The 19,852-nt window shown below is 61.8% G+C and carries 13 protein-coding genes; 2 read left to right on the plus strand and 11 right to left on the minus strand.

Annotated elements, in window-relative coordinates; genetic code table 11:
• Window positions 1-14 precede the first annotated feature (14 nt).
• Window positions 15-1,256 carry an MFS transporter gene (locus tag OC610_RS06430; protein WP_437127689.1) on the plus strand — a complete coding sequence of 414 codons (1,242 nt, stop codon included), beginning with the start codon at window positions 15-17 and terminating at the stop codon, window positions 1,254-1,256.
• A 48-nt stretch (window positions 1,257-1,304) separates the two neighbouring features.
• Here OC610_RS06430 and hemE read toward each other — a convergent pair whose 3' ends face one another.
• The 11 genes from hemE to OC610_RS06485 all read right to left on the minus strand — a co-directional run bounded on the left by hemE (window position 1,305) and on the right by OC610_RS06485 (window position 17,115).
• A complete protein-coding gene (hemE, locus tag OC610_RS06435; RefSeq protein ID WP_264427063.1) occupies window positions 1,305-2,372 on the minus strand; it encodes a uroporphyrinogen decarboxylase in 1,068 nt (355 codons plus the stop codon).
• 252 nt (window positions 2,373-2,624) lie between these two features.
• Window positions 2,625-4,043 (minus strand): FAD-dependent oxidoreductase, encoded by a 1,419-nt coding sequence (locus tag OC610_RS06440; RefSeq protein ID WP_264427064.1) that lies wholly within the window; start codon window positions 4,041-4,043, stop codon window positions 2,625-2,627.
• Window positions 4,044-4,076: 33 nt separating this feature from the next.
• A complete protein-coding gene (gene gltB / locus OC610_RS06445; protein ID WP_264427065.1) occupies window positions 4,077-8,525 on the minus strand; it encodes a glutamate synthase large subunit in 4,449 nt (1,482 codons plus the stop codon).
• Window positions 8,526-8,875: 350 nt separating this feature from the next.
• Window positions 8,876-10,471 (minus strand): AAA family ATPase, encoded by a 1,596-nt coding sequence (locus OC610_RS06450; protein WP_264427066.1) that lies wholly within the window; start codon window positions 10,469-10,471, stop codon window positions 8,876-8,878.
• Window positions 10,472-10,481: 10 nt separating this feature from the next.
• Window positions 10,482-11,582, minus strand: coding sequence for a 3-dehydroquinate synthase (gene aroB, locus OC610_RS06455; RefSeq protein ID WP_264427067.1), 1,101 nt, complete (start codon window positions 11,580-11,582; stop codon window positions 10,482-10,484).
• 149 nt (window positions 11,583-11,731) lie between these two features.
• Complete coding sequence (gene aroK / locus OC610_RS06460; protein ID WP_181290818.1) at window positions 11,732-12,250, minus strand: shikimate kinase AroK; 519 nt, start codon at window positions 12,248-12,250, stop codon at window positions 11,732-11,734.
• A gap of 4 nt (window positions 12,251-12,254) precedes the next feature.
• Window positions 12,255-14,327 carry a type IV pilus secretin PilQ gene (gene pilQ, locus OC610_RS06465; protein WP_264427068.1) on the minus strand — a complete coding sequence of 691 codons (2,073 nt, stop codon included), beginning with the start codon at window positions 14,325-14,327 and terminating at the stop codon, window positions 12,255-12,257.
• A 13-nt stretch (window positions 14,328-14,340) separates the two neighbouring features.
• Window positions 14,341-14,850 carry a pilus assembly protein PilP gene (locus tag OC610_RS06470; protein WP_264427071.1) on the minus strand — a complete coding sequence of 170 codons (510 nt, stop codon included), beginning with the start codon at window positions 14,848-14,850 and terminating at the stop codon, window positions 14,341-14,343.
• 14 nt (window positions 14,851-14,864) lie between these two features.
• The gene (gene pilO, locus OC610_RS06475; protein ID WP_264427069.1) at window positions 14,865-15,488 is read right to left on the minus strand and encodes a type 4a pilus biogenesis protein PilO; all 624 of its coding nucleotides are present in this window, start codon (window positions 15,486-15,488) and stop codon (window positions 14,865-14,867) included.
• Complete coding sequence (locus OC610_RS06480) at window positions 15,485-16,051, minus strand: PilN domain-containing protein (RefSeq protein WP_264427070.1); 567 nt, start codon at window positions 16,049-16,051, stop codon at window positions 15,485-15,487. The genes pilO and OC610_RS06480 overlap by 4 nt, the downstream gene beginning before the upstream one ends.
• Complete coding sequence (locus OC610_RS06485) at window positions 16,051-17,115, minus strand: pilus assembly protein PilM (protein WP_249876465.1); 1,065 nt, start codon at window positions 17,113-17,115, stop codon at window positions 16,051-16,053. The genes OC610_RS06480 and OC610_RS06485 overlap by 1 nt, the downstream gene beginning before the upstream one ends.
• Before the next feature lie 207 nt (window positions 17,116-17,322).
• On the opposite strand from OC610_RS06485, the gene OC610_RS06490 reads away from it, so the two are divergent.
• Window positions 17,323-19,767, plus strand: coding sequence for a penicillin-binding protein 1A (locus OC610_RS06490; RefSeq protein WP_264427072.1), 2,445 nt, complete (start codon window positions 17,323-17,325; stop codon window positions 19,765-19,767).
• The last annotated feature ends 85 nt before the right edge of the window (window positions 19,768-19,852 follow it).

A 19,852-nucleotide genomic window follows, 5' to 3' on the forward strand; every position in this document is an offset into this window, starting at 1 on the left:
CACTCGCCCATGAAATCCCTCCCCGTGCGCAGGATGACGTCGTCGCCGAATTGAAAGACATCTACATCGAGAAGGGCACGCCGATGTTCATGCGCACGGTGCTGGCGCTCTTCTGCGGTGGCTTTGCAACGTTTGCCCTGCTCTATTGCGTGCAACCGATGATGCCGTTGTTGTCCCACGAGTTTTCCATCAACGCCGCGCAAAGCAGCCTGATCCTGTCGGTGGCGACCGGCCTGCTCGCCGTCGGCTTGTTGATCACCGGTCCGATTTCCGACCGCATCGGCCGCAAATCGGTAATGGTCGCGGCGCTGTTCGCTGCGTCGGTGTGCACGATTGCCAGCGCGATGATGCCGACCTGGCACGGCGTGTTGCTGTTGCGCGCCTTGGTCGGGCTGTCGTTGAGCGGTTTGGCGGCGGTCGCAATGACGTACCTGAGCGAAGAAATCCATCCCAAGCACATTGGCCTCGCGATGGGGCTGTATATCGCCGGCAACGCCATCGGCGGCATGAGCGGGCGCCTGATCACCGGGGTGTTGATCGACTTTGTCAGCTGGCACACCGCGATGCTGGTGATTGGCGGCCTGTCGCTGATCGCGGCAGCGGTGTTCTGGCGGATCCTCCCCGAGTCGCGCAATTTCCGTCCCCGGTCGCTGCATCCGCGCAGCTTGCTGGACGGGTTCATCATGCACTTTCGCGACGCTGGGTTGCCGCTGTTGTTTCTTGAAGCTTTCGTATTGATGGGCGCATTCGTGACGCTTTTCAATTACATCGGCTATCGCCTGCTGGCCGCGCCTTATCAGTTGGATCAGGCATTTGTCGGGCTTTTATCAGTCGTCTATCTGTCGGGCATCTACAGTTCGGCGAAAGTCGGCGCCATGGCTGACAAGCTCGGGCGCCGGAAAATGCTTTGGGCGACCATCGCGCTGATGTTGGCGGGCCTTGTCCTGACCCTGTTCACGCCGCTATGGCTGGTGATCATCGGCATGTTGATATTCACCTTCGGGTTCTTCGGCGCACACTCGGTCGCCAGCAGCTGGATTGGCCGGCGTGCGCTCAGGGCAAAGGGACAGGCTTCGTCGTTGTACTTGTTCAGCTATTACGCCGGTTCGAGTGTCGCCGGTACGGCGGGGGGCGTGGCGTGGCACTTGGGTGGTTGGAACGGAACCGGGCTGTTCATCGGCTCGCTGTTGACCATCGCCCTATTGATCGCGCTGAAGCTGGCCAAGTTGCCACCGCTGGGCGAGATAAAAGCCTGAGACGGGTGGAACAGTAGCGGGAGCGAGTTGGCTCGCTCCCGCTACGCGTCAATCGTGGTACTGCGCCGACAATTCATGCACCGCTCGCAGGAAAGCGCCGGCGTGTTCCGGATCGACTTCCGGCGTGATGCCATGGCCGAGATTGAACACGTGGCCGGAGCCCTTGCCGTAACTGGCCAGGATACGCCCAACTTCGGCACGGATCGCTTCAGGCTTGGCGTAGAGCACCGTTGGGTCCATGTTGCCTTGCAACGCAACCTTGTGGCCGACGCGCTCGCGAGCGTTGCCGATATCGCAGGTCCAGTCCAGGCCCAGGGCGTCGGCACCGGCCTCGGCAATGCTTTCCAGCCACAGCCCACCGTTTTTGGTGAACAGGATCACGGGCACTTTACGACCTTCGTGTTCGCGGATCAGGCCGCTGACGATCTTGCGCATGTAGGCCAGGGAAAACTCCTGGTACGCCGCCGCCGACAGGTTGCCGCCCCAGGTATCAAAGATCTGCACCGCTTGCGCACCGGCCATGATCTGGCCGTTGAGGTAGGACGTGACCGACTGCGCCAGCTTGTCCAGCAGCAGGTGCATGGCTTGCGGATTGTCGTAGAGCATCGCCTTGGTCTTGCGGAAGTCCTTGGACGAGCCGCCTTCGACCATGTAAGTCGCGAGTGTCCACGGGCTGCCGGAAAAACCGATCAACGGAACGCGACCGTTCAATTCACGGCGAATGGTGCTGACCGCGTCCATGACATAGCCCAGGTCCTTCTGCGGATCGGGAATCGGCAGCGCTTCGATGTCGGCCAGGGTGCTGACCACTTTCTTGAAACGCGGGCCTTCGCCGGTCTCGAAGTACAGGCCTTGGCCCATGGCGTCGGGAATGGTGAGGATGTCGGAGAACAGGATCGCCGCGTCCAGCTGCGGGTAGCGGTCCAGCGGCTGCATCGTGACTTCGCAGGCGAACTGCGGGTTCATGCACAGGCTCATGAAGTCACCGGCCTTGGCGCGGCTGGCGCGGTATTCCGGCAGATAGCGACCGGCCTGGCGCATCATCCACACGGGGGTGACGTCCACGGGTTGCTTGAGCAGGGCGCGAAGGAAACGGTCGTTCTTCAGGGCAGTCATGTCGGCATCCGGAAAAAAAGTGCGGGCATTTTCTCAGAGCGCGACGCAAAAGGCACGGCAAGAGCCGAGCCTTTTATCTATCGGGGCAATTTGTCGCGGTGGTACACAATTCTCAGCAACACCACAAACAACTGTGGGAGCGAGCTTGCTCGCGATAGCGGTGGATCAGTCGACGAAAATGTTGAATGTTTCGCCCTCATCGCGAGCAAGCTCGCTCCCACATTTTGATCGCATTCCAACTTTAGGAACTGATCAGACCCCCAGGTAATCCAGGATCCCTTCCGCCGCATTGCGGCCTTCGAAGATCGCCGTCACCACCAGGTCGGAACCCCGGACCATGTCGCCGCCGGCGAAGATCTTCGGGTTGCTGGTCTGGTGCTTGTACTGGCCTTGTTCCGGGGCGACGACGCGGCCCTGGCTGTCAGTCTGGATGCTGAACTGCTCGAACCACGGCGCCGGGCTCGGACGGAAACCGAAGGCGATGACCACGGCGTCGGCCGGGATGATCTCTTCGGAGCCCGGGATCGGCTCGGGGCTGCGACGGCCGCGGGCGTCCGGTTCGCCGAGACGGGTCTCGACCACCTTCACGCCTTCGACCTTGTCTTCACCGACGATGGCGATCGGCTGGCGGTTGTAGAGGAACTTCACGCCTTCTTCCTTGGCGTTTTTCACCTCTTTGCGCGAGCCGGGCATGTTCGCTTCGTCACGACGGTAGGCGCAGGTCACCGACTTGGCGCCCTGGCGAATCGACGTGCGGTTGCAGTCCATCGCCGTGTCGCCACCGCCAAGTACCACGACCTTCTTGCCTTTCATGTCGACGAAATCTTCCGGCGACTTTTCAAAGCCCAGGTTGCGGTTGACGTTGGCGATCAGGAAGTCCAGCGCGTCGTAGACGCCCGGCAGGTCCTCGCCGGCAAAGCCGCCCTTCATGTAGGTGTAGGTGCCCATGCCCATGAAGACCGCATCGTACTCTTCGAGCAGTTGCTCCATGGTCACGTCCCTGCCCACCTCGGTGTTCAGGCGGAACTCGATGCCCATGCCGGTGAAGACTTCGCGACGATTGCTCAGCACGGTCTTTTCCAGCTTGAACTCGGGGATGCCAAAGGTCAGCAGGCCACCGATCTCCGGGTTCTTGTCGAACACCACCGGAGTGACGCCACCACGCACCAGCACATCGGCACAACCGAGGCCCGCCGGGCCCGCGCCGATGATCGCCACGCGCTTGCCGGTCGGCTTGACCTTGGACATGTCCGGGCGCCAGCCCATGGCGAACGCGGTGTCGGTGATGTATTTCTCCACCGAACCAATCGTGACCGCGCCGAAACCGTCGTTGAGGGTGCAAGCACCTTCACACAGGCGATCCTGCGGACACACCCGGCCGCAGACTTCCGGCAGGGTGTTGGTCTGGTGGGACAGCTCGGCGGCCTGGAGGATGTTGCCCTCGGCCACCAGCTTCAGCCAGTTGGGAATGAAGTTGTGCACCGGGCACTTCCATTCGCAATACGGGTTACCGCAACCCAGGCAGCGGTGGGCCTGGTCGGCCGACTGCTGGGGTTTGAAAGGCTCGTAGATTTCCACGAACTCTTTCTTGCGTTGACGCAACAGTTTCTTCTTCGGATCCTTGCGCCCGACATCGATGAACTGGAAGTCGTTATTCAGACGTTCAGCCATTGTTAAAACCTCATCAAACTCTTCAGGCGCATATCACTGCGGGTTGGCACGAGTGCTGGAAAGCAACGACTTCAGGTTGGCAGCCTTGGGCTTGACCAGCCAGAAACGACGCACATAGTCATCGAGGTTCTCGGCGAGTTCACGACCCCACTCGCTGTCGGTTTCCTCGACGTACTCGTTCAGCACGCGTTGCAGGTGGCTGCGGTAGGCTTCCATCGCCTCGCCGCTGATCCGCTGGATTTCCACCAGTTCGTGGTTGACCCGGTCAACGAAGGTGTTGTCCTGGTCGAGCACGTAGGCGAAACCACCGGTCATGCCAGAGCCGAAGTTGTAACCGGTCTTGCCCAGCACGCAGACGAAACCACCGGTCATGTACTCGCAGCAGTGATCGCCGGTGCCTTCCACGACCGTGTGGGCGCCGGAGTTACGCACGGCAAAACGCTCGCCCGCGGTGCCGGCGGCGAACAGTTTGCCGCCGGTAGCGCCGTAGAGGCAGGTGTTGCCGATGATGGCACTGTCCTGGGTGCGGTAGACGCTGCCCTTGGGCGGAACGATGACCAGCTTGCCGCCGGTCATGCCCTTGCCCACGTAGTCGTTCGCATCGCCTTCCAGGTACATGTTCAGGCCGCCGGCGTTCCAGACGCCAAAGCTTTGCCCGGCCGTGCCCTTGAAGCGGAAGGTGACCGGCGCGTTGGCCATGCCCTGGTTGCCGTGCTTGCGGGCGATTTCGCCGGAGATCCGCGCACCGATGGAACGGTCGCAGTTGCAGATATCCAGGGCGAATTCGGCACCGCTCAGGTCGTTGATCGCCGCAGCGGCCATGTCGACCATCTTCTCGGCCAGCTCGCCCTTGTCGAACGGCGGGTTGCGGTCGACATGACAGAACTGGGGCTTGTCGGCCGGAATCAGATCGCTGCCCAGCAACGGGGTCAGGTCCAGGTGCTGCTGTTTGGCGGTCTGGCCTTCGATCACTTCCAGCAGATCGGTACGGCCGATCAACTCTTCAAGCGAGCGTACGCCCAGCTTTGCCAGCCACTCGCGGGTTTCTTCGGCCACGTAGGTGAAGAAATTCACCACCATGTCGACGGTACCGATGTAGTGGTCCTTGCGCAGCTTGTCGTTCTGGGTCGCCACGCCGGTGGCGCAGTTGTTCAGGTGGCAGATGCGCAGGTATTTGCAGCCCAGGGCGATCATCGGCGCGGTGCCGAAGCCGAAGCTCTCGGCGCCGAGGATGGCGGCCTTGATCACGTCCAGGCCAGTCTTCAGGCCACCGTCGGTCTGCACCCGGACCTTGCCGCGCAAGTCGTTGCCACGCAGGGTCTGGTGGGTTTCCGCCAGCCCCAGTTCCCACGGCGCGCCAGCGTACTTGATCGAGGTCAGCGGCGATGCACCGGTGCCGCCGTCGTAGCCGGAGATGGTGATCAGGTCGGCATAGGCCTTGGCCACGCCAGCGGCAATGGTGCCGACGCCGGCTTCCGCCACCAGTTTTACCGAGACCAGCGCCTTCGGGTTCACCTGCTTGAGGTCGAAGATCAGTTGCGACAAGTCTTCGATCGAGTAGATGTCGTGGTGCGGCGGTGGCGAGATCAGGGTCACGCCAGGCACCGCATAACGCAGCTTGGCGATCAGGCCGTTGACCTTGCCGCCGGGCAGTTGACCGCCTTCGCCGGGCTTGGCGCCCTGGGCAACCTTGATCTGCAGCACTTCGGCGTTGACCAGGTACTCCGGCGTCACGCCGAAGCGGCCGGTGGCCACTTGCTTGATTTTCGAACTCTTGATGGTGCCGTAGCGCGCCGGGTCTTCGCCGCCTTCACCGGAGTTGGAACGCGCACCGAGGCGGTTCATGGCTTCGGCCAGGGCTTCGTGGGCTTCCGGGGACAAGGCGCCGAGGGAGATACCCGCTGAATCGAAGCGCTTGAGCACCGATTCCAGTGGTTCGATCTCGCTGATGTCCAATGGAGTGTCGAGAGTCTTGACCTTGAGCAGGTCGCGGATCATCGACACCGGACGGTTGTCTACCAGCGACGTGTATTCCTTGAACTTGCTGTAGTCGCCTTGTTGCACAGCCGCTTGCAAGGTGTTGACCACGTCAGGGTTGTAGGCGTGGTATTCGCCACCGTGGACGAACTTCAGCAGGCCGCCTTGCTGGATCGGCTTGCGCGGGCTCCAGGCTTCGGCGGCCAGGGCTTTCTGCTCGGCTTCGATGTCGACGAAACGCGCCCCCTTGATGCGGCTCGGTACGCCACGGAAACTCAGCTCGCAGACTTCTTCGGACAGGCCGATGGCCTCGAACAATTGCGCGCCACGGTACGAGGCGATGGTCGAGATGCCCATCTTCGAGAGGATCTTGAGCAGGCCCTTGGTGATGCCCTTGCGGTAGTTCTTGAACACCTCGTAGAGGTCGCCCAGCACTTCACCGGTACGGATCAGGTCGCCCAGCACTTCGTAGGCCAGGAACGGATAGACCGCCGAGGCGCCAAAGCCGATCAGCACCGCAAAGTGATGCGGATCGCGTGCGGTGGCGGTTTCCACCAGGATGTTGGAGTCGCAGCGCAGGCCTTTTTCGGTCAGGCGATGGTGCACCGCGCCGGTGGCCAGCGAGGCGTGGATCGGCAGTTTGCCCGGAGCGATGTGACGGTCGGTCAGCACGATCTGGGTACGCCCGGCGCGCGCGGCTTCTTCAGCCTGGTCGGCGACGTTGCGGATCGCCGCTTCCAGGCCGATGTTTTCGTCGTAGTTCAGGTCGATGACCTGACGTTCGAAGCCAGGACGATCGAGGTTGGTCAGCGAACGCCACTTGGCCGGGGAAATGACCGGCGAGCTGAGGATCACCCGCGAAGCATGTTCCGGCGACTCCTGGAAAATGTTGCGCTCGGCGCCCAGGCAGATTTCCAGGGACATCACGATCGCTTCGCGCAGCGGGTCGATCGGTGGGTTGGTCACCTGGGCGAACTGCTGGCGGAAGTAGTCGTACGGCGTGCGCACGCGCTGCGACAGCACGGCCATCGGCGTGTCGTCGCCCATGGAACCGACCGCTTCGTAGCCCTGCTCGCCCAGCGGACGCAGTACCTGGTCACGCTCTTCGAACGTCACCTGGTACATCTTCATGTACTGCTTGAGCTGATCGACGTCGTAGAAGGCCGAACCGTGGTCGTTGTCTTCCATGGTCGCCTGGATGCGCAGGGCATTCTTGCGCAGCCACTGCTTGTACGGATGACGGGACTTGAGGCGGTTGTCGATCGCGTCGGTGTCGAGGATCTGACCGGTCTCGGTGTCCACCGCAAAGATCTGGCCCGGACCTACGCGGCCCTTGGCGATGACGTCCTGGGGCTGGTAGTTCCAGACACCGATTTCCGACGCCAGGGTGATGAACCCGTTGGCCGTGGTGACCCAGCGTGCCGGGCGCAGGCCGTTTCGGTCGAGCAGGCACACCGCGTAGCGACCGTCGGTCATGACGATACCGGCCGGGCCGTCCCACGGCTCCATGTGCATGGAGTTGTATTCGTAGAAAGCGCGCAGGTCCGGGTCCATGGTCTCGACATTCTGCCAGGCTGGCGGAACAAGCATGCGCACGCCACGGAACAGGTCGATGCCGCCGGTCACCATCAGCTCGAGCATGTTGTCCATGCTCGAGGAGTCCGAACCGACGCGGTTGACCAGCGGGCCAAGGTCTTCGAGGTCCGGCATCAAGTCGTTGGCGAACTTGGTGCGACGAGCCAGGGCCCAGTTGCGGTTGCCGGTGATGGTGTTGATCTCGCCGTTGTGGGCGAGGAAGCGGAATGGCTGGGCCAGCGGCCATTTCGGCAGGGTGTTGGTGGAGAAGCGCTGGTGGAACACGCAGATCGCGGTTTTCAGGCGCTCGTCGCTCAGGTCTGGATAGAAGGCGGTGAGGTCCGCCGGCATCATCAGGCCTTTATAAATGATGGTCTTGTGGGAAAAGCTGCAGATGTAGTGGTCGGTGTCGGCGGCGTTGGCCACGGACGAACGACGACGGGAGCTGAACAGCTTGATCGACATGTCCTGGTCGCTCAGGCCTTCACCAGCGATGAACACCTGCTCGATCAGCGGCAAGCGCTCAAGAGCCAGGCGACCGAGGACGCTGGTGTCGATCGGCACTTTGCGCCAGCCGACGAGCTGCAGGCCGGCGGCCAGGATCTCGCGGTTCATGTTTTCGCGAGCGGCCTGTGCCTTCACCGGGTCCTGGTTGAAAAACACCATGCCCACGGCGTACTGCTTGGGCAGGGTCACGCCAAACGTTTCCTGGGCGATGGCACGCAGGAATTCGTCCGGCTTTTGAATCAGCAAGCCACAACCGTCACCGGTCTTGCCGTCGGCGTTGATCCCACCACGGTGGGTCATGCAGGTCAGGGCCTCAATGGCCGTTTGCAAAAGGGTATGACTGGGCTCGCCCTGCATATGGGCTATCAGGCCAAAACCGCAGTTATCCTTGAATTCATCTGGTTGGTACAGACCTGCTTTCATAGACACTTTCTCACCAGGCTGCCTCTTATCGAGGCAAATTTCTTTTCAATTCAACCAGTTGCGTTCCGCGCCGAACGTACGCCAGCTTTGCGGGGGCAAAAGGGAGGTCATTGTACACACCGACACAGAGGCTCACAAATTTGACGACGAACTGTCGCAAATCCATGTCGCATTTGTGAAAGGTTTAAAGCTATATGCTGTGCTAGTCAAAACTTTTTTGGGTTCGACCGCTACGACTCAAACGCTACTGTGACGCAGACACCACAAGGCGCGCGGCCTGAAAGGTCGCCCGCCCTTGCGGAAATGTTGAGGTTGCCGGGAGAGGCGGCCTGGGTAAGGCCGCCGAATCATCAGCGAGTTGCAGCCAGTTCCTGTTGGACGCTGGCGACAGTGCGAGGCCAAGGTTTACCAGCCTGAACCTTCGCTGGCAAGGCCTTGATGGCGGAAACGGCTGCGTCACGGTTGGCAAAGCTGCCATAAGTGATGACGTAAAGTGGCTTGCCGTTAAGCACTTTCTTGAAATAACGGTACTCGCCGCCCTGCTCCTTGACGAAGTTCTGCGCAGCGGTTTCGGAACTGGTGCCGAGGATCTGCACTACGTAGTTGCCGGGTGCCTGGCCGGCGTACCAGCTACCGCCTGCGGCCTTGGCTGGGGTGGCGGCTGGCTTGGTCGCAGGCGCGGGCGCCGGCTTGGCGGCAGGCGCAGGGGTCGGAGCAGGCTTGGCGGTGGCGACCTGGGTAGGCGCCGGGGTCGGCTTGGCAGTTGGCTTGGCGTTCGGCGTAGGCACTGGCGTTGGAGCCGGACCGGCCGGCACGCCCGTGGGAGGCGAGGTGGTGGTCACGGTTGGCGGCGTATCACTGCTGTCGTCGATCGGCGGCGCTGCGCCGTCGTCGCCCTCGGTGATTCCGCCTGCTGCTTCAGCCAGGGGGCCGCGCATGACCGGTTGCGAGTTGCCGACCAGCGGCAGCGGCATCGGCTGGGTATTACCTGCAAATTCCACCGCCGGGGCGCCACCGTTGGGTTGCGGCGTGCCCTGACCGAGAGGCAACTGTGCCTGTTCGTTGGCAGGTGCGCCGGTGGTGGGCGTCTTGTTGCGACCCGGCATCAGCCAGGCGGCGGCGACCGCGACCACGACCACGGCGGAAATCGCCAATACGTGTTTCTTCGGCATGTTGAACCCCATACTTGGACGCTTCACCGCTGAGCGGCTGGCGATCATGATTTCGATCAGAGCATCTCGGGCCACCTGGTTGATGTTGCCAGGCCAACCGTCAGAGCTTTCGTGAATCTCAGAGATCTGATCTGCGGTGAAAAGTTCGATACCCCGGCCGGCGCCCTCAAGACGCTGGGCCAGGTATTCACGGGTTTCTTCCTCGGTGTAGGGCGCCAGTTCGATGACGTGGAAGCGCTCTTCCTCAAGGTTCAGTTGGTCCAGTTCGGCGATCAGCGACGACTCCCCGAACAGAAACACATGGGGACGACCTTCCGGTGCACCGGCAGCCAGGGCCAGCAGGGCTTCCAGGGCTGATTCGTCGAGCTGCTCGGCATCGTCCACCAGCAGATAGACTTCCTGCCCCGTCAATGCCAGCTGGACGATCTGGTCGAGGATCGCACCGATCTCCGCCTGGGCGACATTCAGCGCCTGGGCGACCTGACGCAACACGCCGGCTGCGTCGCCGGCGCCACGGGCCGATACCACCACGCTTTGCACGGACTGTTTGTTGGTACTGGCCACCAAGGCCTGGCGCAACAACGTCTTGCCACTGCCCTGGGGGCCGGTGACGACCAACAGCAACTGGCTGTAGCGCGCAAGGTGATGCAACTGGCCCAATACCGGCTTGCGCTGGGCTGGAAAGAATTTGAAGCCCGGGACCCGTGGTGCAAAAGGGTCGTGACTCAACTGAAAATGGCCGAGGAAAGCCTCGTCGGCATGCAAACTAGTCATCGGAATCTCATTAACCTTTAAGCTGAGCCAGGGCGCGGTAGTCCGCTCCCAGCGTGGCCTGTAGAACCTCTTTCGGATAATCGTCGGTCACTACCGCTTCGCCCATGCGGCGCAGCAGCACCAGACGCAGACGACCGTCGATCACTTTTTTGTCGATTGCCATGTGTTCAAGGAAATCCGCCTCGCTCATCTCCTCGGGCGGAACGACCGGCAGCCCGGCCCGCTGGAACAGGCGGATCCCACGATCGCGCTCCTGCTCGCTGATCCACCCCAGGCGCGCAGACATTTCCAGGGCCATGACCGTGCCCGCGGCAACCGCCTCGCCATGCAACCAGACGCCATAGCCCATGTGGGTTTCGATGGCGTGGCCGAAGGTGTGGCCCAGGTTGAGCGTGGCGCGCACGCCCGATTCGCGCTCATCGGCACCCACCACGGCAGCCTTGGCTGCACAGGAGCGCTCGATGGCATAGGTCAGGGCGGCCTGGTCCAGCGCACGCAGGCGGTCGACATTTTCTTCGAGCCAGCCCAGGAACGGCTCGTCGCAGATCAGACCGTACTTGATGACCTCGGCCAAGCCTGCGGACAATTCACGGGCCGGCAGAGTCTTCAACGTCGCGGTGTCGATCAACACGACGTTGGGCTGGTAGAACGCGCCTACCATGTTCTTGCCCAGCGGATGGTTGATGCCGGTCTTGCCACCCACCGACGAGTCGACCTGGGACAGCAACGTGGTGGGGATCTGGATGAAATCGACACCGCGCTGATAGCAAGCCGCGGCAAAACCGGCCATGTCGCCGATCACGCCGCCGCCCAGGGCGACCACGGTGGTGCGGCGGTCATGCCGTGCAGTCAGCAGACCGTCGAAAATCAGTTGCAGGGTTTCCCAGTTCTTGAAGGCCTCGCCGTCCGGCAACACCACGGAAATGACCGAATAGGCCGACAGGCTGCGAGCCAGGCGTTCCAGATACAAAGGGGCGACGGTTTCGTTGGAGATAATCGCGACTTGCCGCCCGGCGATGTGCGGTGTCAGCAGTTCGGGCTGGTCCAGCAAGCCTTCGCCAATATGGATCGGGTAGCTGCGCTCGCCCAGGTCGACCTTAAGTGTCTGCATGTGTCCCCACAGTGAAGATGAAATCAGGCGTCCTGCCTGCTTATTAACGAAAGTCAACGGTGCCTGCCGTGGCGCCAGTTAATGGCCATCCGCCACGCCCCGGACGAGCCAAGGCGGGACGCCGAGGATAGCGCATTTCGCGCCACGCATTAACGGGGAGGCAGTTGTTGCAGGCGATCGAGGATTTCCAGCACCACCATCCGTGGTGGCCGCTCGTCGGTTTCGATGACCAGGTCGGCGATTTCCCGATACAGCGGGTCACGCAGCTCCAGCAGGTCGCGCAAGGTCTTGGCCGGATCGGCGGTACGCAACAGCGGCCGGTTGCGATCACGGGCAGTTCGACCCACCTGCTGTTCGACGGAAGCATGCAGGTAGACCACTCGTCCGCCAGCATGAAGCGCCCGACGATTGGCTTCGCGCATCACTGCGCCACCGCCTGTCGCCAACACCACGCCCTCGAAACCACACAGCTCGGCGATCATCGCCTGCTCACGGTCCCGAAAACCCGGCTCGCCTTCTTTATCGAAGATCCATGGGATATTGGCGCCCGTGCGCAATTCAATTTCCTTGTCGGAATCTTTGAAAGGCAGGCGCAGCTCTTTGGCCAGCAAACGACCGATGGTGCTTTTTCCAGCCCCCATCGGCCCAACAAGAATCAAATTTCGCACAGAATCAACGACTCACAGCAATCGCCTGGTTGTTCATGATACGCGGAGTGAGAAATACCAGCAGCTCGGATTTTTTCTCCGAAACCACATCACGCCGGAAAAGGCGGCCAAGATACGGCACATCGCCAAGAAATGGCACCTTATCTACAACTTTGCTCTGAGTATTTGAGAAAACGCCGCCAATCACAATGGTCTCGCCATCGTTGACCAGCACCTTGGCATTGACCTCGTTCTTCTTAATAGGCGGAACCTCCTGCACCTTGTTCAGGTAATCGGGCTCATCCTTGGTGACCTTGACCTCCATGATGATGCGGTTGTCCGGCGTGATCTGCGGCGTGACTTCCAGCGACAGCGAGGCTTCCTTGAACGACACCGAAGTTGCGCCGCTGGAGCTGGCTTCCTGATAGGGGATTTCCGTGCCCTTGAGGATTTTCGCGGTCTCCTTGTCAGAAGTCACCACCTTGGGCTGGGAGACAATCTCCCCGTTGCCGGTTTTTTCCATGGCCGTCAGCTCCAGGTCCAACAACACGTTGTCGGTAATGAAGGCGATGCCGATCCCGGAGGTGTTGCCTGACGCCCCGAGGTCGACGAAAGGCTGGTTGGTGCTGGTGCTGCCCGGCGTACCGATGGTCGTGGAGTCGCCTGTCGTGACACCGGAAGAGTTCCAGTTGCCCTTGTTCTGCACCGAGCCTCCCCAGCGCACGCCCAGGCTCTTGTCGTAATCGACGTTGGCCTCGACGATCCGCGCCTCGATCATCACCTGGCGCACCGGGATGTCCAACTGCGCCACGATCCGGCGCAACTCGTCGAGTCGGTCCTGGGTCTGGTAGGCAATGATGTTGTTGGTGCGTTCATCGACCGTGATCGTGCCGCGCTCATCCGCCTTCGCCTCGGCACTGGTGACCGACTGGAACAGCTTGGCGATGTCGGCTGCCTTGGCATAGTTGACCTGCAACAGCTCACGCCGCAGCGGTGCCAGATCGGCGATCTGTTTCTGGGATTCCAGCTCCTGGCGTTCGCGTGCGGCAATTTCATCCGCCGGGGCCACCAGCAGCACATTGCCCACCTTGCGCTTGTCGAGCCCCTTGGTCTTGAGCACGAGATCCAGCGCCTGGTCCCACGGCACGTTCTGCAACCGCAAGGTGATGCCGCCCTGCACGGTGTCGCTGGCCACCAGGTTCAGGTTGGTGAAGTCGGCGATGAGTTGCAGCACCGAGCGCACCTCAATGTCCTGGAAATTCAACGATAACTTCTCGCCGCTATAGGCCGCGCGGTCGCTGTTGCGTTTCTGCAGGTCTTCGACCGTCATGGGCCGGACACTGACGGTCAGCTTGTTGTCGGTCTGGTAGGTGGAGTAATCGAAGGTGCCACTGGGCTCGATGCTGATGGTGGCGCGGTCGGAACCGGCACTGGCATTGACGAACTGCACCGGCGTGGCGAAGTCCTTGACGTCCAGGCGTACCCGCAATGGTTCGGGCAATTGGGTCCTGGGGAAATTGAGGATGATCTTGCCTTCGCGCTCCTGGATGTCCGGGGCAATGGAAGGATCGGACAAGTCGATTACCACGTTGCCTTCGCCCTGGGTGCCGCGCTGAAAGTCCACGCCTCGGATCGCCTTGCCGGCTGGCGCAGCGGCCCTGGCAGGCGCGGCGCTGGCAACCGCAGGACGCGGAGCCTGTGCAGCGGCCTGGCGGGCGGTTCCCTTGCCAACCACGACGAACAGGTTGTTGCCTTCGATCCGGGTGTCGTACGGCGCCAGTTGCGTAAGGCCGATGATCAGCCGGGTCCGGTCCCCCGCCTCGACCACGGTGGCACTGCGTGCATTGCCCCCGCCAAGATCATGGTTCTTGCTGGCCAACCGATTGGTCACGCCGGGCAGGTCCAGGGCGATACGGGCCGGTTGCTCGGTGGTGTAGCCCCGGGGCGTCGGCGGCGGCCCGTCGAAGCTGAGCTTCAACTCGACACGATCCCCCGGCAGCGCCGCCACATCCAGCGTCTTGAGGCTGGCCGCATGAACCATCGGCGACAACAGCGCTATCCATAGCGAAATACCGAGGGCTGAAAAAATCCTGTTCATTGTTCGAATTCCACTATGAGTGCTCTTTCAAAGTAATGGTCCGTGGTCGCTCCAGCCAGGCGCCCTGGCCATCGGGAACGATTTCGACCACATCGACCTGGGTGGCGCTGATGGCGACGATTCGCCCATCGTTGCGCCCCAGGTAGTCACCGACCTTCAGTCGATGCACCCCGCCCGCACCTCGCAGGAGCGCAAACGAGCCACTGGCGTTGGAGATCGTGCCGACCATTTCAAACTGCTCGATATTGAAGCCCTCCAGGTACTGCTTCGTCCGGTTGGGATCGGGCCTGACATTGCGCGAGCCCTGTTGCCGGTCGGCCTGGTCTACGCGGACCTGCGGAGAAAACGGGCTACGCAGGTTGGCGGCGCTGTAGGTGAAGGTTTCGCCTGGCCTGAAGGTAGGTGTGGGCTCGATCTTGCCGGGCGGACGCAGGCGTACTTCGTTCATGTAGGCATCCAGGTCGCTGAAACCGTCGCCGCTGTTGCAACTGGCCAGCGCAAGCAGCCCGGCCAGCAGGCCCATGCGATAGACCAGCCTCATGGCTGTGTCTCCTGCTCGTTGTACCGGTAGGTCTTGGCCTGGATGCTCATGCGCAGCTTCGTCCCCGCGCCGGGCTCCACGGGGGCGATTTCGAAATCATGCAGCGTGACGATGCGGGGCAGTCCCGCGACGCCGCTGACGAACGTTGCCAGGTCGTGATAACCGCCCGTCACCGTGATCTGGATGGGCAATTCGATGTAGAACGGCTGGATGGCCTCCGGCAGCAACTTGATCTCTTCGAACTCCAGGCCGCTGCCCAGGCCGGTGCGGGTGATGTCCTCCAGCAAGCCCGGCACCTCGGTGTCACTGGGCAGTTGCCGCAGCAGCACGCCGAAAGAGGTTTCCATCTGCTTCATCTGTTCGATATAGCGTTCCAGGTTCGCCGCCATGTGGGCCTTGCCGGCAAATTGCGCCTTGAGGGTATTTTCCTCCTCGCGCACCTGCTGCAACTGGCTTTGCAGGTCACTCAAGGCAAAGTTATAGCCCAGCCCCAACACCAGCAGTACCAGCAATATTCCGGCCAGCCACTTGATCGGCGCCGGCCAGGAGCCAACGTTATTGGTATCCAGGTCACTGAAGTCAATCTTGCGCAGCGCGTCCAGCCATTCTCCGGCTTTCATTGGCCACCCTCCGCGTCGGCAGGACGGGTCTGGCGAACCGTCAGTTGGAAGACGCTGGCCTGGTCGGGCTGGCCCGCCGTGGCGGCCTTGACCTCCGTCAGGCTGGGGGCATCGAACAGGTCTGACGAATCCAGGTTACGCATCAGGTCCGAGACCCGGTTGTTGGATTGCGCGACACCCTGGATGGATAGCATGCCCTCTTCCATTTTCACTTCGGTGAAATAGACCCCGTCCGGCAGGGCCCGCGCCAGTTGATCGAAAATCCGCGCACTGACCGGACGGTTGCCCTGCAAGTCCTGGATGATGCGCATGCGTTCCAGCAGTTGCTGTCGACGGGCCTTCAGTTCGCTGATCTGCTGGATGCGCTCGTCCAGAATTGCGATCTGGTCACGGACGTGACCGTTGCGCGCTGTCTGATAGTCGATCTGGCTGTTCAGGTACTGGACCGCAATCAAGGTCAAGCCCACCGCGCCCACCAGCGCGCCCACCAACGCCAGCAAAAAGCGTTTGCGCCGTTCTTCGCGCAGCTCCTCGCGCCAGGGAAGAAGGTTGATCCGCGCCATCAGTCGAAACTCCTGAGGGCCAACCCGCAGGCGATCATCAGCGCCGGCGCATCGCTGGCCAGGGCACCGGCGTTGACCTTGCTACTCAGGGCCATGTTGGTAAACGGGTTGGCGACCTGGGTTGGCGTGCCCAGGCGCTGCTCGATCAGCCGGTCCAGGCCGGCGACCGACGCAGTGCCGCCCGCCAACAGGATGTGATCCACCGCGCTGTACTGACCCGAAGCGAAGAAAAACTGCAACGAACGCGACACTTGCTGCACCAACGCCTCGCGAAACGGCTGCAGCACCTCGCCGAGATAATCGTCGGGCAAACCGCCCTGCTTTTTCGCCAGGCCGGCCTGCTCTGGCGTCAGGCCATAGCGACGCTGGATTTCCTCGGTAAGCTGGCGCCCCCCGAACAACTGCTCACGGGTATAAATGATGCGGCCATTGTGCAACACGCTGAGCGTGGTCATGGTGGCGCCAATGTCGACGACCGCCACGGTCAGTCGCTCCTGGGACGCGGCAAGTTGCGTGGCGAGCAGGCCAAAGGCGCGCTCCAGCGCGTAGGCCTCCACATCGACCACGCGAGCCGTCAGCCCGGCAAGCCCCAGTGCGGCTTCGCGGACTTCGACGTTTTCCTTTCGACAAGCTGCCAGCAGCACTTCGACCCGCTCGGCGCTGCGGGGGGAAGCGCCCACCACCTCGAAATCGATCGCCACCTCATCCAGTGGATAAGGAATGTATTGGTCGGCCTCGATCTTGAGCTGGTTTTCCATGTCATCTTCTGACAACCCGGCATCCATCTCGATGGTCTTGGTGATGACTGCCGACCCTGCAACCGCGACTGCCACGTTGCGCAAGGGCGTCCGGGCCTTGTCGAGCACCCGCGACAACGCCATGCCCACCCCTTCGAGCTCGGCAATATTCTTTTCGATCACTGCGTTGGCCGGCAGCGGTTCGACCGCATAGGACTCGACGCGGTATCGGTCGCCCTGGCGGCTCAACTCGAGCAGCTTGACCGATGTCGAGCTGATGTCGATACCCAAAAGCCCGTGGGCTTTTTTATTGAAGAGTCGTAGCACTACCAATTCCCTATGACTATCCGTGAGTTACGGACTCTCTAATATGCGTTGCGTTCAATCCTCCCGGTCCGACGGACGTCCGGATGGCGTTCCCGACGAAAAAAAATGCTTATAATGCCCAGCGTTTTTTTCGCTTTGTTGCAAGCACGGGTCCTTCCCTGCACCTGGCGCCTTTTTCATTCTTTGCCTGGATATCCAAAAGCCTTGATTCGTCTGCTGAAATTTTTCGGATGGTCCATCGTCGCCGTTTTCTGCGGACTGCTCCTGGGTCTGAGCGGTGCGTTTCTTTACCTTAGTCCGGGATTGCCGTCCGTGGAGGCGCTGAGAAGTATTCAGTTGCAGATTCCTTTGCGGGTGTACAGCAGCGACAACAAGTTGATCGCCGAATTTGGCGAAATGCGTCGCACACCGATCCGTTTCGCCGACATTCCGCCCAATTTCATCAATGCGTTACTAAGTGCTGAAGACGACAACTTCGCCAACCACTATGGCGTCGATCCGGGCAGCCTGATGCGCGCCGCCAGCCAATTGGTCAAGAGTGGCCACATCCAGTCTGGTGGCAGCACCATCACCATGCAGGTCGCCAAGAATTTCTTCCTGACCAGCGAACGCAGCTTCTCGCGCAAGACCACCGAAATTCTCCTGGCCCTGCAGATCGAGCGACAGCTGACCAAGGACGAGATCCTCGAGCTGTACGTGAACAAGATCTACCTGGGCAACCGCGCCTATGGCATCGAGGCGGCCGCGCAGGTGTATTACGGCAAGTCGATCCGCGACGTGAGCCTGGCGCAGATGGCCATGATCGCCGGCCTGCCCAAGGCGCCGTCGCGCTTCAACCCACTGGCCAACCCGGCGCGCAGCAAAGAACGTCGCGACTGGATCCTGGGGCGCATGTACAAGCTCGGCAAGATCAGCGAAGCCGACTACACCGCCGCGATCAACGAGCCTTTGAACGCCAGTTATCACGTGCCGACGCCGGAAGTGAACGCGCCGTACATCGCCGAGATGGCCCGGGCCGAAATGGTCGGGCGCTATGGCAGCGACGCCTATACGGAAGGTTTCCGCGTCACCACCACGGTGCCGAGCAATTTGCAGGAAATGGCCAACACTGCGCTGCACGAAGGCCTGATGACGTATGACCAGCGCCACGGCTACCGTGGCCCCGAGTCGCGCCTGCCAGGCAAGACCAAGGAAGCCTGGGCACTGGAGCTGACCAAGCAGCGCACCATCAGCAGCCTGGAACCGGCAATCGTCACCCAGGTGGAAAAGGACGGCATCAAGGTTCTGACGCGCAATGGCGAGTCGGAGGAGCACGTGGCCTGGGACACCATGAAATGGGCCCGTCCGTTCCTCAACACCAACAGCATGGGTGCCAATCCTCGCCAGCCTTCGGACGTGGCGCAGGTCGGCGACCTGATCCGGGTGCAGCGCCAGCCGGACAATTCGCTCAAGTTCAGCCAGATCCCGGCCGCCCAGGGCGCGCTGGTGTCCCTCGACCCTCAGGACGGCGCGATCCGTTCGCTGGTGGGCGGCTTCGCTTTCGAGCAGAGCAATTACAACCGCGCCTTGCAGGCCAAGCGCCAACCGGGCTCGAGCTTCAAGCCGTTCGTCTACAGTGCTGCGCTGGATAACGGCTACACCGCCGCCAGCCTGGTCAACGATGCGCCGATCGTGTTTGTCGACGAATACCTGGACAAGGTCTGGCGGCCGAAGAACGACACCAATACCTTCCTCGGCCCGATCCGCCTGCGCGAAGCGCTGTACAAGTCCCGCAACCTGGTGTCGATCCGCCTGCTGCAGGCCCTGGGCGTGGACCGCACCATCGACTACATCAGCAAGTTCGGCTTCAACAAGCAGGACCTGCCGCGCAACCTGTCCCTGGCCCTGGGTACCGCGACCCTGACACCGATGGAAATCGCCACCGGCTGGAGCACCTTCGCCAACGGCGGATACAAGGTCACGCCGTACATCATCAACAAGATCGAAAGCCGCAACGGCGAAACCTTGTTCGTCGCCAACCCGCCACGGGTTCCTGCCGGCGACCTGGCCAGCGATGGCGTCGCCGCGCCTGCCACCGAGACGTTCACGGTGAATGCAACGGGCGGCGAAGCGACCACCGCCCCTGCCGTACCGCAGGCACCGGCCATCGCCGAACGCATCGTTGACGGCCGCACCACCTACATCCTCAACAGCATGTTGCAGGACGTCATCAAGCTCGGCACCGGCCGCCGAGCCCTGGCGCTGGGCCGTACTGACCTGGCGGGCAAGACCGGCACCACCAACGAATCCAAGGACGCCTGGTTCTCCGGCTACAACGCCGATTACGTGACCACCGTCTGGACCGGTTTCGACCAGCCCGAAAGCCTGGGTCGCCGTGAGTTCGGCGGCACCGTGGCGCTGCCAATCTGGATGAGCTACATGGGCGCCGCCCTGAAGGACAAGCCGCCGCACACCCAACCTGAACCGGAAGGCATCCTCAGCCTGCGGGTCGACCCGGTCAGCGGCCGCGCCGCCACGCCAGGCACGCCAGGCGCGTACTTCGAACTGTTCAAGAGCGAAGACACACCGCCCTCGGTCAACGAGCTGGGCAACGGCGTAGCGCCAGGCAGCCCATTGCCGGCGGACGAAGCGGCGCCGATCGATCTGTTCTGACCGAACGTCACCCAAAAGCCCCGCCTTCGAGAGAAGCGCGGGGCTTTTTTATGCCGCACATAAAACCCGTGGCGAGGGAGCTTGC

It is taken from the genome of Pseudomonas agronomica (assembly GCF_025917275.1).
Lineage (GTDB): Bacteria > Pseudomonadota > Gammaproteobacteria > Pseudomonadales > Pseudomonadaceae > Aquipseudomonas > Aquipseudomonas agronomica.

What these genes read in the sequence shown, in the direction of transcription:
- hemE (WP_264427063.1), bottom strand. Translation starts at nt 2,372, where the DNA reads ATGACTGCCCTGAAGAACGACCGTTTCCTTCGCGCCCTGCTCAAGCAA.
- OC610_RS06440 (WP_264427064.1), bottom strand. Translation starts at nt 4,043, where the DNA reads ATGGCTGAACGTCTGAATAACGACTTCCAGTTCATCGATGTCGGGCGC.
- gltB (WP_264427065.1), bottom strand. Translation starts at nt 8,525, where the DNA reads ATGAAAGCAGGTCTGTACCAACCAGATGAATTCAAGGATAACTGCGGT.
- OC610_RS06450 (WP_264427066.1), bottom strand. Translation starts at nt 10,471, where the DNA reads ATGACTAGTTTGCATGCCGACGAGGCTTTCCTCGGCCATTTTCAGTTG.
- aroB (WP_264427067.1), bottom strand. Translation starts at nt 11,582, where the DNA reads ATGCAGACACTTAAGGTCGACCTGGGCGAGCGCAGCTACCCGATCCAT.
- pilQ (WP_264427068.1), bottom strand. Translation starts at nt 14,327, where the DNA reads ATGAACAGGATTTTTTCAGCCCTCGGTATTTCGCTATGGATAGCGCTG.
- OC610_RS06470 (WP_264427071.1), bottom strand. Translation starts at nt 14,850, where the DNA reads ATGGGCCTGCTGGCCGGGCTGCTTGCGCTGGCCAGTTGCAACAGCGGC.
- pilO (WP_264427069.1), bottom strand. Translation starts at nt 15,488, where the DNA reads ATGAAAGCCGGAGAATGGCTGGACGCGCTGCGCAAGATTGACTTCAGT.
- OC610_RS06480 (WP_264427070.1), bottom strand. Translation starts at nt 16,051, where the DNA reads ATGGCGCGGATCAACCTTCTTCCCTGGCGCGAGGAGCTGCGCGAAGAA.